At 71.1% G+C, this 12858-nt stretch carries 15 protein-coding genes; 8 read left to right on the top strand and 7 right to left on the bottom strand.

Going from position 1 to position 12858, the window contains the following annotated elements; all coding sequences use genetic code 11:
* Positions 1-21 precede the first annotated feature (21 nt).
* The 5 genes from ACZ6R6_RS06610 to ACZ6R6_RS06630 form a co-directional block, all read right to left on the bottom strand.
* Complete coding sequence (locus ACZ6R6_RS06610; protein ID WP_470090742.1) at positions 22-432, bottom strand: DUF4190 domain-containing protein; 411 nt, start codon at positions 430-432, stop codon at positions 22-24.
* Between the two features lie 147 nt (positions 433-579).
* Complete coding sequence (locus ACZ6R6_RS06615) at positions 580-1254, bottom strand: Trp biosynthesis-associated membrane protein (RefSeq protein ID WP_470090744.1); 675 nt, start codon at positions 1252-1254, stop codon at positions 580-582.
* Positions 1251-1598, bottom strand: coding sequence for a phosphoribosyl-AMP cyclohydrolase (hisI, locus tag ACZ6R6_RS06620; RefSeq protein WP_470090746.1), 348 nt, complete (start codon positions 1596-1598; stop codon positions 1251-1253). Before hisI ends, ACZ6R6_RS06615 begins: the two co-directional genes overlap by 4 nt.
* The gene (locus ACZ6R6_RS06625) at positions 1588-2295 is read right to left on the bottom strand and encodes a cache domain-containing protein (protein ID WP_470090747.1); all 708 of its coding nucleotides are present in this window, start codon (positions 2293-2295) and stop codon (positions 1588-1590) included. The genes hisI and ACZ6R6_RS06625 overlap by 11 nt, the downstream gene beginning before the upstream one ends.
* Positions 2296-2325: 30 nt before the next feature.
* Entirely contained in the window at positions 2326-3048 is a 723-nt protein-coding gene (locus tag ACZ6R6_RS06630) for a FadR/GntR family transcriptional regulator (protein ID WP_306857856.1), read from the bottom strand.
* 144 nt (positions 3049-3192) lie between these two features.
* Here ACZ6R6_RS06630 and ACZ6R6_RS06635 point away from each other — a divergent pair, with 144 nt between their 5' ends.
* The 4 genes from ACZ6R6_RS06635 to ACZ6R6_RS06650 all read left to right on the top strand — a co-directional run bounded on the left by ACZ6R6_RS06635 (position 3193) and on the right by ACZ6R6_RS06650 (position 7198).
* Positions 3193-4221, top strand: coding sequence for an ABC transporter ATP-binding protein (locus tag ACZ6R6_RS06635; RefSeq protein ID WP_470090749.1), 1029 nt, complete (start codon positions 3193-3195; stop codon positions 4219-4221).
* Positions 4222-4237: 16 nt separating this feature from the next.
* Complete coding sequence (locus tag ACZ6R6_RS06640; RefSeq protein ID WP_470090751.1) at positions 4238-5461, top strand: ABC transporter substrate-binding protein; 1224 nt, start codon at positions 4238-4240, stop codon at positions 5459-5461.
* Between the two features lie 169 nt (positions 5462-5630).
* Positions 5631-6392, top strand: a complete 762-nt coding sequence (locus ACZ6R6_RS06645) for an ABC transporter permease (protein WP_470090753.1) — start codon at positions 5631-5633, stop codon at positions 6390-6392.
* A complete protein-coding gene (locus ACZ6R6_RS06650) occupies positions 6389-7198 on the top strand; it encodes an ABC transporter permease (RefSeq protein WP_306857849.1) in 810 nt (269 codons plus the stop codon). The genes ACZ6R6_RS06645 and ACZ6R6_RS06650 overlap by 4 nt, the downstream gene beginning before the upstream one ends.
* A gap of 24 nt (positions 7199-7222) precedes the next feature.
* On the opposite strand, the gene ppk2 is transcribed toward ACZ6R6_RS06650, so the two are convergent.
* Positions 7223-8179, bottom strand: coding sequence for a polyphosphate kinase 2 (gene ppk2 / locus ACZ6R6_RS06655; protein WP_470090754.1), 957 nt, complete (start codon positions 8177-8179; stop codon positions 7223-7225).
* A 360-nt stretch (positions 8180-8539) separates the two neighbouring features.
* Here ppk2 and ACZ6R6_RS06660 point away from each other — a divergent pair, with 360 nt between their 5' ends.
* Genes ACZ6R6_RS06660 through ACZ6R6_RS06675 form a run of 4 tightly spaced genes read left to right on the top strand, consistent with a single transcriptional unit; the run spans position 8540 to position 11819 of the window.
* Positions 8540-9457, top strand: coding sequence for an amino acid ABC transporter permease (locus ACZ6R6_RS06660; protein WP_470090756.1), 918 nt, complete (start codon positions 8540-8542; stop codon positions 9455-9457).
* The gene (locus tag ACZ6R6_RS06665) at positions 9454-10218 is read left to right on the top strand and encodes an amino acid ABC transporter ATP-binding protein (RefSeq protein WP_470090758.1); all 765 of its coding nucleotides are present in this window, start codon (positions 9454-9456) and stop codon (positions 10216-10218) included. Before ACZ6R6_RS06660 ends, ACZ6R6_RS06665 begins: the two co-directional genes overlap by 4 nt.
* Positions 10219-10260: 42 nt before the next feature.
* A complete protein-coding gene (locus ACZ6R6_RS06670) occupies positions 10261-11271 on the top strand; it encodes a transporter substrate-binding domain-containing protein (protein WP_470090760.1) in 1011 nt (336 codons plus the stop codon).
* Positions 11268-11819 carry a GNAT family N-acetyltransferase gene (locus tag ACZ6R6_RS06675; protein ID WP_470090761.1) on the top strand — a complete coding sequence of 184 codons (552 nt, stop codon included), beginning with the start codon at positions 11268-11270 and terminating at the stop codon, positions 11817-11819. Before ACZ6R6_RS06670 ends, ACZ6R6_RS06675 begins: the two co-directional genes overlap by 4 nt.
* A gap of 260 nt (positions 11820-12079) precedes the next feature.
* On the opposite strand, the gene ACZ6R6_RS06680 is transcribed toward ACZ6R6_RS06675, so the two are convergent.
* Positions 12080-12775, bottom strand: a complete 696-nt coding sequence (locus ACZ6R6_RS06680; protein ID WP_470090763.1) for an SDR family oxidoreductase — start codon at positions 12773-12775, stop codon at positions 12080-12082.
* Positions 12776-12858: the final 83 nt, after the last annotated feature.

Raw genomic sequence — 12858 nt, forward strand, 5'->3', positions numbered from 1 at the left:
CAAAGCGGGGGCGCAAGCCCGTCAGTAACCCGACAGCGAGGCGGAACCGGCCAGGACCCCGATCGCGACCAGCCAGACCACCAGCACGACCAGCCAGCACGCGACGCCGAAGTAGGACAGGACCAGGCCGGCGACGCCCATCCCCCGGCCCTCCTCGCCCGTCCGCTTGATCTGGCCCAGCGAGATGTGGCCGAGCACGATGCCGACGATCGAGGTGACGCCGCAGCTGAACAGCCCGACGATGCCCAGGATCAGCGCGGCGATGGCCATGCCGTTGTTGCCGCGGGGCGGCTGCGCGCCGTAGCCGTAGGGGTCGTAACCGCCTCCGGGAGGCGGCCCGTACCCGCCCGGGGAGCCGTAACCGCCGCCGGAGGATCCGTACCCGCCACCCGGCGGCGGCCCGTAACCACCGGACTGATTGTCGTAGCTCATGGATGACTCCCCTTTGTGCGAGTTGCGGCGAAATCCTAGCGAAACCCGCGTCTCCCACGAGGGACAGCGCCTGCTCCGTGGGCAATTTGTGACCGGGTGGTCAGGTGACACGGACGGCGCCGCCGATCACGGCCGCGACCCCGGCGGTCAGCGCTCCCCGTCGTCCCGGCCCGCGGCTGGGTTCTCCTCCCGCCCGGCCTCCCGGTCGATCCCCCGCCTGGCCTCCCGCCCGGCCGCCGGAGCGTCGTCCGGTCCGACCGTCGGATCGGCGCCGAGATCGATCGCGTCCCACAGCGCCCGCTCACTCGGGGCGCCGCCGCCGGCGGCCCCGCCGCCGGGGCCCGACCCGTGACGGTCGTAGCGGTCGGACATGCCGGGCCAGCCGGCGCCCTTGAGGACGGCCACGATCCCCGCGCCCAGCAGCAGCAGCCCGCCCGCGCCGGCGGCCAGCGGCCAGGCGACGGCCGGGGCGAGGTCCAGGTCGCCGGTCCGGGCCATCGGGATCTGCTGGGCCGCGGCCTCCAGCGCCGCGCCGGCGCGGCTGCCCTGCCAGGCCCAGACGACCGTGCCCACGCCGCAGAGCGCCATCGCCACGCCGACGGCCCTGCGCCACACCCCGCGGGTGGCGAGCACGGCGACCACCGCGGCGAGCGCCGCCCAGGCCGCCGGGCCGAGCGCGGGCGCCAGCTCCGCGGCGGAGACCACCACCTTGCGCGCGCCGTACGTCACGGTGAACCAGTCGCGTCCGGCCGCCAGCAGCACGAGGGCGGCGCCCGTCACGCAGACGGCCACCCAGGTCCACAGCGCCCGCCCGGCCGTCACTCCGCCTCCACCGCCAGCTCGCCGGCGTCGAAGCAGGTCCGGTCACCGGTGTGGCAGGCGGCGCCCACCTGGTCGACCTTGAGCAGGATCGTGTCGCCGTCGCAGTCGAGGGCGGCGGACTTGACGTGCTGGACGTGACCGGAGGTGTCGCCCTTCACCCAGTAGGCGCCGCGGCTGCGCGACCAGTAGGTGGCGCGGCCGGTGGTGAGCGTGCGGTGCAGGGCCTCGTCGTCCATCCAGGCGAGCATCAGCACCTCGCCCGTGTCGTACTGCTGGACGATCGCGGGCACCAGCCCGTCATCGGTGCGCTTCAGCCGTGCCGCGACGGTGGGGTCAAGGGACATGCGGCAATTGTGCCGCAACCAGGGAGAGGGGTGACGTCCGGCATGGCCGGAGGGTCATGCCGGGGGCGCCGCGGAAGACCGACCCGGCCAGCCATCTGGCGGTGGTGGAGGCCACCACCCGGCCGGAGGCGTTGACCAGGAAGGCCGGGCCCCCGATCCCGCGGAGCACCGGCGCGACGGCCACCTCGAAGCGGCGCACGAACACGTCCGCCGCCGCCACCCCGATGAACTCCCCGCCCCTGAGCACGGGCACCGACAGGGTGAGGGAGTATTCGTCGGTGCACAGGAAGTCGACGTAGGGGCCGGCGAGCGTGTGCCCGGCGCCGGAGCGCGGACCGGCGAACCAGTCCCAGTGGGTGTAGTCGTAGAACGCGCTGCTGGAAGGGTCCATGTCCCTTATCAGCCGCACCGGCTCGCCCGAGGCGCTCTCCTGCCACCACTCCAGGTGCCACGGCGCGTCGGCCAGCAGGCCGGGCGCGGCGATGAACCCGATGCCGGAGACCAGGCCGCCCAGCAGCGGGAAGAGCACCGGGCGCAGCGCGGCCAGGTCGGCGCTGACCGGCGCCTGGCCCACGGCGCCGGCCGCGGCCTCGCGCACCCGGTGGAGCCGGGCGAAGACGCCCTCCACGATCTCGCCCACCGCCTCGGCCGCCTCAGCCGCGGCGCCGGACACCAGCAGCGTCCCCTGTTCGCTCACGTCGCCCCACCGCCCTAGACACGCTGACCGTCACGGCTGCCGCAGACGCAGTTCGATGAGGTGTTCCACCGCGTCGAGGACGTGCCGCTCGGCCAGGCTCCTGGCCTGGCCGTCGTCGCCTCGACTGATGGCCTCGGCGATGGCGTGGTGCCGAGCCGACGGCCCATCCTCTCCCACGTGGGCGAGCCAGAGCAACGGTCCGATGTCAGCCTGTAACCGGATCTCCTCCTGAGTGAGTCTCGCCGACTGCGACACCGCCGCCACCTCGATGTGGAAACGGCCGTGCAGCCTGCGCAGCTGCGCCTCGTCCCGGGCCTCGGACATCTCCCGCAGCGTCCGCCGCAGCGGCGCGAGGTCCTCCGGCAGCGCCCGCTGGGCGGCCAGCCTGGCCGCCGCTCCGGCGATGGCCGCGTAGTGGTCGCCCAGGTCGCGCAGCTCCTCCACGGTGAAGGCGCGCAGCCGCCCGGCCAGTCCGGGCGCCTCCTTGGGCACCCGCACGAAGCTGCCGCCGCCGCGGCCCCGCCGCGTCTCGACCATGCCCTGCTGCCGCAGGGCCATCAGGGCCTCGCGCAGCGTCACCGTGGAGACGCCGAGCTGGGCGGCGAGCTCGGCCTCGCTCGGTAGCTGCTCGCCGTCGGCGAGCAGGCCCAGGGCGATGGCGTCGGTGAGCCGTCTGACCACGGCGTCCACCCGCGCGGTGCTGTCCACCGGCGCGAACGCGGCCAGCCGGGCGCCCCCCGAGATGTCGGCCACGGTCGCACCCTCCGCCCCTCGACGGTCACGCGGATCCCCGCCCGGCTGCAGGGACTGTCGCAAACGCCGCATTTCCCGGCGCCCGCACCAGTGATACCGGATCGGGCCTTGCAACAAAACATTTAACCCCATATGTTTTCGGCCATGTCAGACCCAGCTGTGAGGCTGAGCGGCCTCCGCAAGAGCTTCGGCGCCGTGGACGCGGTCACCGGTGTCGACCTCGACATCGCCGACGGCGAGTTCTTCGCCATGCTCGGGCCCTCGGGTTCGGGGAAGACGACCGTGCTGCGGATGATCGCCGGCTTCGAGACCCCCACCGCGGGCACGGTCGAGCTCGGCGGCGTCGACGTCACCCGGCTCGCCCCCTTCGAGCGGGACGTCAACACCGTCTTCCAGGACTACGCGCTGTTCCCGCACATGAACGTGGTGGACAACGTCGAGTACGGCCTGCGCGTCAAGCGGGTCCCCAGGGCCGAGCGGCGCGAGCGGGCCCTGGCCGCGCTGGCCTCGGTCCGGCTGGAGGGCCTGGAGCGGCGCAGGCCCGGCCAGCTGTCGGGCGGCCAGCGCCAGCGGGTCGCCCTGGCCCGCGCCCTGGTCAACCGCCCCCGTGTGCTGTTGCTGGACGAGCCGCTCGGCGCGCTGGACCTCAAGCTCCGCGAGGAGATGCAGGTCGAGCTCAAGTCCATCCAGCGCGAGGTCGGCATCACCTTCCTGTTCGTCACCCACGACCAGGAGGAGGCGCTGACCATGAGCGACCGGGTGGCGGTGTTCGACCGGGGCCGGATCGAGCAGGTCGGCACCCCGGCCGAGATCTACGAGCAGCCGGCCAGCACGTTCGTCGCGGGGTTCGTCGGCACCTCCAACCTGATCTCCGGCGAGGCCGCGCGCGTCGTGCTCGGCAGAGAGGGCACCTTCAGCGTACGGCCGGAGAAACTACGCGTGGCCGGGCTCAGTGACGAGGTCGGCGACGCCGAGCACAGCGCGACGGGCACCGTCGGCGAGGTCGTCTACGCCGGGCCCGCCACCCGCTTCGTGGTCGACCTCGACGCGGGCGGACGGCTCATCGCGCTCCAGCAGAATCTGCAGGTCTCGTCCATGGACGTGATGGGCCTGCGCGGCACCAGGGTCCGGCTCGTCTGGAACCGCAGACACGAGTTCGCGATCGTCCCGTAAGAAAGGTCGTCATCACATGCGTCCCCGGATTCTCGTCAGGAACGGCGCGGTCGCCCTGTCCGCGCTCACCCTCGCCGCCGCCACCGCCTGCGGCGGCTCCTCCGCCCCGGAGCCCGGCACCGCCGCCGCCCCGGGCCGGAGCGGCTTCACCCCGCCCAAGCTCGACGCGCCGAAGTCGCTCGGCGCGGGCGAGGGCCAGGTCAACCTGGTCCACTGGGCCGGCTACGCCGAAGACGGCACCAACGACCCCAAGATCGACTGGGTGACCCCGTTCGAGAAGGCCACCGGCTGCCAGGTCAACTCCAAGACCGCCGGCACGTCCGACGAGATGGTCAACCTGATGAAGACCGGCGAGTACGACGCCGTCTCCGCCTCCGGTGACGCCTCGCTGCGCCTGATCGCCTCCGGGACGGTCGCGCCGGTCAACACCTCGCTGATCCCCAACTACGCCGGCGTCTTCGAGGGCCTGAAGAACAAGGCGTGGAACTCGGTCGGCGGGGTCGCCTACGGCGTGCCGCACGGCCGCGGGGCCAACCTGCTGATGTGGCGGACCGACACGGTCAAGCCCGCGCCCGACTCCTGGAGCGTGGTGTTCGACCCTGCCTCGCCGTACGCGGGGAAGGTCACCGCCTACGACTCGCCCATCTACATCGCCGACGCGGCCCTGTATCTGATGGCGACCAAGCCCGACCTCGGCATCAAGAACCCCTACGCGCTGGACGAGGGGCAGTTCCAGGCCGCGGTGGACCTGCTAAAGCAGCAGCGCAAGCTCGTCGGCGAATACTGGTCCGACTACACCAAGGAGGTCCAGGCCTTCAAGAGCGGCGACTCGGTGGTCGGCACCACCTGGCAGGTCATCGCCAACGTGGCCAGGGCCGACAAGGCGCCGGTCGAGGTGACCCTGCCCAAGGAGGGCGCGACCGGCTGGTCGGACACCTGGATGGTCGCCGCTGCGGCCAAGCACCCGAACTGCGCCTACAAGTGGATGGACTGGATCATCTCCCCCAAGGCCAACGCCCAGGTCGCCGAATACTTCGGGGAGGCTCCCGCCAACTCCGCCTCCTGCGAGCTGACCGCCGACCCCAAGCACTGCGAGACCTTCCACGCCACCGACGAGACCTACTTCTCCAAGGTCTGGTTCTGGACCACGCCGATCGCCCAGTGCCTGGACGGCCGCACGGACGTCAAGTGCAAGGACTACTCCGAGTGGACCAGGGCCTGGACCGAGATCAAGGGCTGACCCCGGCGGCGGGCGTCCCGGCGCCCGCCGCACCGGCCGCCTCCCCCCACATGGCAAGGAGCCCACGCTGAACACCACCGCAACGGCGGGCCGCGCGCCGCGACGCAGGCTCGCCGCCTTCCTGCACCGGCACGCGGGCGTACGGCTGTCGCTGCTGCTGTCGGCCCCGATGCTCTGGCTCGGCGTCGCCTACCTCGGCGCCCTGGCCGCCCTGTTCGTCACGGCCTTCTGGAGCACCGACACCTTCACCGGAGACCTGGTCAAGGAGTTCACCTGGGCCAACTTCCAGGACCTGTTCACCGGCGAGGTATACCGGACGATCGCCCTGCGCTCGGTGGGGGTGGCCGCCGCGGTGACGCTGATCGACCTGGTGATCGCGTTCCCGATGGCGTTCGCGATGGCCAAGCTGGCCTCCCCCCGCGCGCAGCGCTGGCTGGTGATCGCGGTGCTGACCCCGCTGTGGGCCTCCTACCTGGTGAAGGCCTACGCCTGGCGGGTCATGCTCTCCTCCGACGGCGTCCTCGGCTGGGGATACGGCCTGACCGCCACCGTCCTGACCCTGTCCTACCTGTGGCTGCCGTACATGATCCTGCCGATCTACGCCGGCCTCGAACGGCTGCCCGGCTCGCTGCTGGAGGCGGCGGGCGACCTGGGGGCGCGCGGCTGGCGGACGTTCCGGACGGTGGTGTGGCCGCTCACCTTCCCGGCCGCGGTCGCGGGCTCGGTCTTCACCTTCTCCCTGTCGCTCGGCGACTACATCGCCGTGAAGATCGTGGGCGGAAAGTCGCAGCTCATCGGCAACGTCGTCTACGACAACATCGGCGCCGCCAACAACCTGCCGTTCGCCGCGGCGGTCGCCACCGTCCCCGTGATGATCATGCTGGTCTACCTCGCCGCGGTCCGCCGCACCGGCGCCCTGGAGAACCTGTGAACCTGTCCCGCCCGGCCCGCGTGGCGCTGTGGACCGCGCTGGCCGCCGGTCTCGGCGTCGTCTACGTGCCGCTGCTGATCGTGCTGCTCAACTCCTTCAACGCCGACCGCACCTTCGGCTGGCCGCCCACCGGGTTCACCGTCCGGTGGTGGGAGGCGGCCTGGAACTCCGCCGGCGTGCGCGAGGCGCTGTGGACCTCGGTCCAGGCGGGGGTGGGGGCCACCGCGATCGCCCTGGTGCTGGGCACGATGGTCGCCTTCGCGATCCAGCGCTACGCCTTCTTCGGCCGGAACACGGTCTCGCTGCTGATCGTGCTGCCGATCGCCCTGCCCGGCATCGTCACCGGCATCGCGCTGAACAACGCCTTCCGGACGGTGCTGGAGCCCTTCGGCGTGGGCCTGGGCCTGTTCACCGTGATCGTCGGGCACGCCACCTTCTGCGTGGTGACGGTCTACAACAACATGCTGGCCCGCCTGGGCCGCCTGGGCGCCTCCGTCGAGGAGGCCTCGGCCGACCTGGGGGCCGACACCTTCACCACCTTCCGGCTGGTCACCTTCCCGATGGTGCGCTCGGCGCTGCTCGCGGGCGGCCTGCTGTCCTTCGCCCTGTCCTTCGACGAGATCATCGTGACCACGTTCACTGCGGGGGCCGGGGTCAGGACCCTCCCGCTGTGGATCTTCGAGAACCTCTTCCGCCCGAACCAGGCCCCCGTGGTCAACGTGGTCGCCGCCGCCCTGATCATCCTGTCGGTCGTCCCCATCTACCTCGCCCAGCGCCTGTCCGGCGGCGGCGCCGGGACCCGCTGACCGGGCGGCGGTCCCGGCGCCGCTTCAGCGCGTGCGGTCGTCGTCGAACAGGTCGGCGGCCTGGACGACGATCCTGGGGTCGGGCTCGCCCACGACCTCGTGGTCCTTGTTGTCATACTCGAACTGGCTGAGCAGGTGGCGCATGGCCTCGATCCTGGCGCGCTTCTTGTCGTTGCTCTTGATCACCGTCCACGGCGCGTGCTCGGTGTCGGTGTAGAGGAACATGTCCTCCTTGGCCTCGGTGTAGTTCTCCCACTTGTCCAGCGACTGCAGGTCCATGGGCGACAGCTTCCACTGCCGCACCGGATCGACCTGGCGGATCACGAACCGGGTGCGCTGCTCGGAGCGGGAGACCGAGAACCAGAACTTCACCAGCCGGATGCCGTCGCGCACGAGCATGCGCTCGAACTCGGGGGCCTGCTCCATGAACTCCAGATACTCCTCGGGCGAGCAGAAGCCCATCACCCGCTCCACCCCCGCGCGGTTGTACCAGGAGCGGTCGAAGAAGACCATCTCCCCCGCGGCCGGCAGGTGCGAGACGTAGCGCTGGAAGTACCACTGGGTGCTCTCGCGCTCGCTCGGCTTCTCCAGCGCGACCACGCTGGCCCCGCGAGGGTTGAGGTGCTCCATGAACCGCTTGATGGTGCCGCCCTTGCCCGCCGCGTCGCGCCCCTCGAACAGGACGACCAGCCGCCCGCCGGTGTCCTTGATCCAGTACTGCAGCTTGAGCAGCTCGATCTGGAGCAGTCGCTTGAGGCGGTCGTACTCCGAGCGGTCCATCCGCTCGCCGTAGGGATATTTCTCCCGCCAGGTGTCCACCGGTGTGCCGTCCAGCCGTACCAGGACGGGATCGTCGTCGTCATCGTCCAGGACCCGCAGGTTCGGCAGCTCCTCCAGCAGATCGCTGCGGGCCGCGGCCGTGCGCACGTCGAGCACGGGGAACCGCCCCTCTGCGGGCTCCTCGCCCAGCACGCCTGTCATGAATCCCCACCCCCGGAAAAGGTCCGTGCCCACTCCTGCCACCTACCTCCGCGTGCGGGCGCTAATCCTCCCGCCGAGCAGGCTCTTCGATCCTCTCTCCAGGCACGGCCCGGCCCTCCGGCGGGCCGGTCCCGGCGCCCGGCGGAGGGTGGTCCCGGAGGCCGTGTTAAAAACCTACTAAACAAGTAGGTCTTGACGGAATTGGACGCCTGTGTTGGAGTGAAGGCCATGCAGGCCGGGCTCCGACCGGCGGCCCGCGTCACATCGGCCCGCGCCGCCCGTACCGCACCGTGGCGCCGCCGGCCCTCCCGGCGCCCGCCGTCCCCAACCCCCCAGACGACCTGCGGAGAGGCTTCGACCATGGCTGTGGAGTTCCTGGACGTAGGTGACACGCACGACGGAGCGCGACCGGCGCCCGCCCCCGGCCGGCGGGCGGGACCGGCGGGCGACGGCGCCCCCGCGCCGAAGGTGGTCACCACCAGGCATCCGGGGCGGTGGGCGGCCGCCGTGGCCGTGGCCGTGCTGCTGGCCATGGCGGCCAGCGCGCTGATCACCAACCCCGCGTGGGAGTGGGAGGTGGTCGGGGAGTTCCTCTTCGCCCCCTCCGTGCTGCGCTCGGTGCTGTTCACCCTGGAGCTGACCGCGCTCGGGATCGTCTTCGGCTTCCTGCTGGGCACCGTGCTGGCGCTGATGCGCATGTCGGGCAACCCGCTGCTGTCGTCGGTGGCCTGGGGCTACATCGCGCTGTTCCGGTCGATCCCGCTCATCCTGCAGCTGCTGTTCTGGTACAACCTGGCACTGCTGTACCCGCGGCTCTCCTTCGGCGTCCCGTTCGGCCCGGCCTTCTTCGACATCGGCACCATGGACCTGATCGGCCCGGTCACCGCCGCCGCGCTCGGCCTCGCCCTCCACCAGGCCGCCTACGCCGCGGAGATCGTCAGGGCGGGGCTGCTGTCGGTGGACCACGGCCAGCGGGAGGCGGCCGCCGCGCTGGGCATCCCCAGGACGAGGCAGCTGATGCGGATCGTCCTGCCGCAGGCCATGCGCTCGATCGTGCCCACCGCCGGCAACGAGATCATCGGCCTGGTCAAGGGCACCTCGGTGGTCTACATCATGGCCCTGCCCGAGCTCTTCTACCAGGTCCAGGTGATCTACAACCGCAACGGCCGGGTCATCGCGCTGCTGCTGGTCGCGACCATCTGGTACCTGGTGATGACCACGGTCATGTCCGTCGTCCAGCACTACCTCGAGCGCCACTACGGAAAGGGCCGCGCATGAGCACCGCGATGGTCGACCTGCGGGAGGTGCACAAGAGCTTCGGACCGCTGGAGGTGCTGCGCGGGGTGGACCTCCAGGTCGCCGCCGGCGAGGTCACGGTGATCATCGGTCCCTCCGGGTCGGGCAAGTCGACCCTGCTGCGCACCGTCAACCACCTGGAGAAGGTGGACAGCGGGTCGATCAGCGTGGACGGAGAGCTCGTCGGCTACCGCCGGGTCGGCGACCGGCTGCACGAGCTGCCCGAGCGCGAGATCCTCCGGCAGCGGACCAAGATCGGCTTCGTCTTCCAGAACTTCAACCTGTTCCCGCATCTGACGGTGCGGCAGAACGTCACCGAGGCTCCCCTGGCCGCCCAGCGCAGGCCGAGGGCCGAGGTCGACGCGCTGGCCACCCGGCTGCTGGAGCGCGTCGGGCTGGCCGACAAGGCCGGCGCCTACCCCCGGCAGCTGTCCGGTGGCCAGCAGCAGCGGGTCGCCATCGCCCGGGCCCTGGCCCTGGAGCCCAAGGTCATCCTCTTCGACGAGCCGACCTCCGCCCTGGACCCCGAACTCGTCGGGGAGGTGCTCGACGTGGTGAAGGACCTCGCGCGGAGCGGCACCACCATGATCGTCGTCACCCACGAGATCGGCTTCGCCCGCGAGGTCGCCGACACGGTCGTGTTCATGGACGGGGGCCGCGTCGTCGAGCGGGGTACCCCCGCGCAGGTGCTGGACGCCCCCCGGCACGGACGCACCCGCCTGTTCCTCAGCAAAGTCCTCTGACCCCGTCACCGGACGGGCTCCCGTCACCATGCAAGGATCGACATGTCCCTGTTATCAAGGTTCGCCCCCGTCGCAGCTTCACTCCCCCTTCTGCTGGCCGCGGCCTGCGGCGCCTCCGGGGGCGCCGGCGGAACCACCTCCGGGACCGCCGCCGGGTCCGAGGCCGCACCCGCCGCCGCCCCGTCCGGGAGCGGCGGGCTGAGGATCAACACCTCCGCCGAGCAGAACCGGATCCGCGCCGACAGGGTCGACTCCATCGCCGCGCAGGTCCCGGCGGCGATCCGCGCCAAGGGCGAGCTCGCCGCCGGTTTCGACGGCGAGGGCACTCCGCCGCTGGTCTCCCTGGCCGACGACGACACCACGCTGATCGGCGTCGAGACCGACATCGCCCATCTCGTCGCCGACGTCCTGGGCCTGAAGCTCAAGGAGGAGAACTCCTCCTGGGAGAACCTGTTCCTCGCGGCGAAGTCCGGCAAGTACGACCTGGTCTTCAACAACGTCACGGTGACCGAGGAGCGCAAGGACATCTACGACTTCGCCACCTACCGGGTGGACCAGCTGGCCTGGCAGACGGCCGGGAACAGTCCGATCACCAAGATCGAGAAAGCCGCCGACATCGCCGGCCTGAACGTGGCGGTCGGGTCGGGCACCAACCAGGAGAAGATCCTGCTGGAGTGGGACGCCCAGAACCAGAAGGCCGGTCTCAAGGCCGCCCGGATCCAGTACTACCAGAAGTACGGCGACGTCCTGCTCGCCCTGAAGTCCGGCCGCCTCCAGGCCTACCTCGGCCCCAACCCGCCCATCGCCTACCAGGTGGCCGTCGGCGGCGACAGCAGGATCGTCGGAACGCTCTCGGGCGGCGGCTCGGCCGAGGGCCTGATCGCGGCCATGACCCTCAAGGGGAACGGCCTCGTCAAGCCGGTCAGCGAGGCGCTGAACACGCTGATCGACAACGGTAAGTACGCCGAGGCGCTCAAGCGCTGGGGACTTGAGAACGAGGCCGTGGCCGAGTCCCTGATCAACCCGCCCGGCCTGCCCCGGCAGGCCGAGTGAGCGTCGGAGCCGTCGAGGTGCGGCACGTCTCGGTCCGCGATCCCGAGGTCAGGCCGCTCCTGGAGGACCTGCACCACGAGTACACCAGCCGCTACGGCCCCAACCAGGAGCTCAGCCGCTATCCCGACGAGCAGTTCGCCCCGGCGCAGGGGGGCGCCTTCCTGGTCCTGGTCGAGGACGGGCGGACCGTCGCCGGAGGCGCGTTCCGCCGCTACGACGAGGAGACCGCCGAGCTCAAGCGGATCTGGACCCACCCCGACCACCGGCGGCGCGGTCTCGGCCTGGCCGTGGTGCGCGAGCTGGAGCGGGAGGCCGGGCGGCAGGGCTACCGCAGGATCTACCTGACCACCGGCCCCCGCCAGCCCGAGGCCGCCGGGCTCTACCTGGCGGGTGGGTACGTCCCCCTCTACGACCTGGGGGCCGACCCCGAGACGGTCGGCCCCCACCCCTTCGAGAAGATCCTCCGGGACCCGCCCGGGAGAGCCCTCCAGGTCTGTTCCGCCGACCGCCGGCCGCCGGGCGCGGCCGGGCCCGCGGAGCGGAGCTAGGGCCTGTACGGACTTCGGATCTTCAGGTGGGTTGCAGGCTTCGGATCCACAGGATGGCTCCGCGTAGGTGAAGGCCGGCGAGGTAGCTGTGGGGGGTCTTGGCGAAGCGGAAGGCCAGTCCGCGCCATTCTTTGATCCGGTTGATGCACCGTTCGGCCGACAGATGCACCTTGCCGGTCAGCCCGCCTCGCGAGCGGCCCGGCCCGGCCGCCTTCAGCCGAATTCCGTACAGGCCCTGGTCGGCCCGGTCGCGCCGTTGGTTAGGCGAGGCGAGTTGGAACGGGGCCCTGCGCCAGGCCCTGGCGGACCTGGCGGGTGAGATCGTCGGCCAGGATTTCCGGCTGGCTCTTGGCGAGACCGTCGAGTGCCTGGGCGGCGACGTCGGCGGGGTCGGCCTTCGGGACGCCGGGCATCCCGGCGGTCATGTCGGTGTCCATGAAGCCGACATGGAGCGCCGAGACGCTGATTCCGCGGGGCTGGAGTTCCTCACGGGCTGCGTTGGTCAGGGCCCATGCGGCGGCCTTGGCTGCCGCGTACGCCCCGGCCCGTGCCGGGTGCATCCACGAGATCACCGACAGGATGTTCAGGATCGCGCCGCCGCCGTTGGCCTCGATGACCGGCGCGAACGCCCGTGTGACGGCAAGGGGGCCGTAGAAGTTCGTCTCCAGTTCCCGGCGCACCGCGTCGATGTTGCCGGCGATCAGCGGCGTGCCGGTGGAGATCCCGGCGTTGTTGATAAGAAGGTTCGCGTTGGTGGCGATCTGAGCGGCGGCCCGGATTGATTCGTGGTCGGTGACGTCGAGCCGGAGCGGGGTGATGCCTGGCAGGTCCAGCTCGTCAGGGCGGCGTACTGCCGCATAGACCGATGCGCCGCGCTCCAGCAGCTGAGTCGCCAGGTGACGTCCCAGACCCCGGTTCGCGCCGGTGATGACCGCGATCGCGCCGTTCAGTTCCATGTCTGCCTCCTTGGGCGTGGGCCCGGCCTCGGACCTCAAAATAGATTATGGCTATAATCTATAGCAGGAACATAGAATAGATG

Source organism: Streptosporangium sp. NPDC048886 (genome assembly GCF_055586905.1).

Coding starts and splice junctions, on each gene's coding strand:
- ACZ6R6_RS06635 (WP_470090749.1), top strand. CDS start 3,193: ATGTCAGACCCAGCTGTGAGGCTGAGCGGCCTCCGCAAGAGCTTCGGC.
- hisI (WP_470090746.1), bottom strand. CDS start 1,598: ATGTCCCTTGACCCCACCGTCGCGGCACGGCTGAAGCGCACCGATGAC.
- ppk2 (WP_470090754.1), bottom strand. CDS start 8,179: ATGACAGGCGTGCTGGGCGAGGAGCCCGCAGAGGGGCGGTTCCCCGTG.
- ACZ6R6_RS06680 (WP_470090763.1), bottom strand. CDS start 12,775: ATGGAACTGAACGGCGCGATCGCGGTCATCACCGGCGCGAACCGGGGT.
- ACZ6R6_RS06665 (WP_470090758.1), top strand. CDS start 9,454: ATGAGCACCGCGATGGTCGACCTGCGGGAGGTGCACAAGAGCTTCGGA.
- ACZ6R6_RS06660 (WP_470090756.1), top strand. CDS start 8,540: ATGGCTGTGGAGTTCCTGGACGTAGGTGACACGCACGACGGAGCGCGA.
- ACZ6R6_RS06610 (WP_470090742.1), bottom strand. CDS start 432: ATGAGCTACGACAATCAGTCCGGTGGTTACGGGCCGCCGCCGGGTGGC.
- ACZ6R6_RS06670 (WP_470090760.1), top strand. CDS start 10,261: ATGTCCCTGTTATCAAGGTTCGCCCCCGTCGCAGCTTCACTCCCCCTT.
- ACZ6R6_RS06645 (WP_470090753.1), top strand. CDS start 5,631: ATGCTCTGGCTCGGCGTCGCCTACCTCGGCGCCCTGGCCGCCCTGTTC.
- ACZ6R6_RS06640 (WP_470090751.1), top strand. CDS start 4,238: ATGCGTCCCCGGATTCTCGTCAGGAACGGCGCGGTCGCCCTGTCCGCG.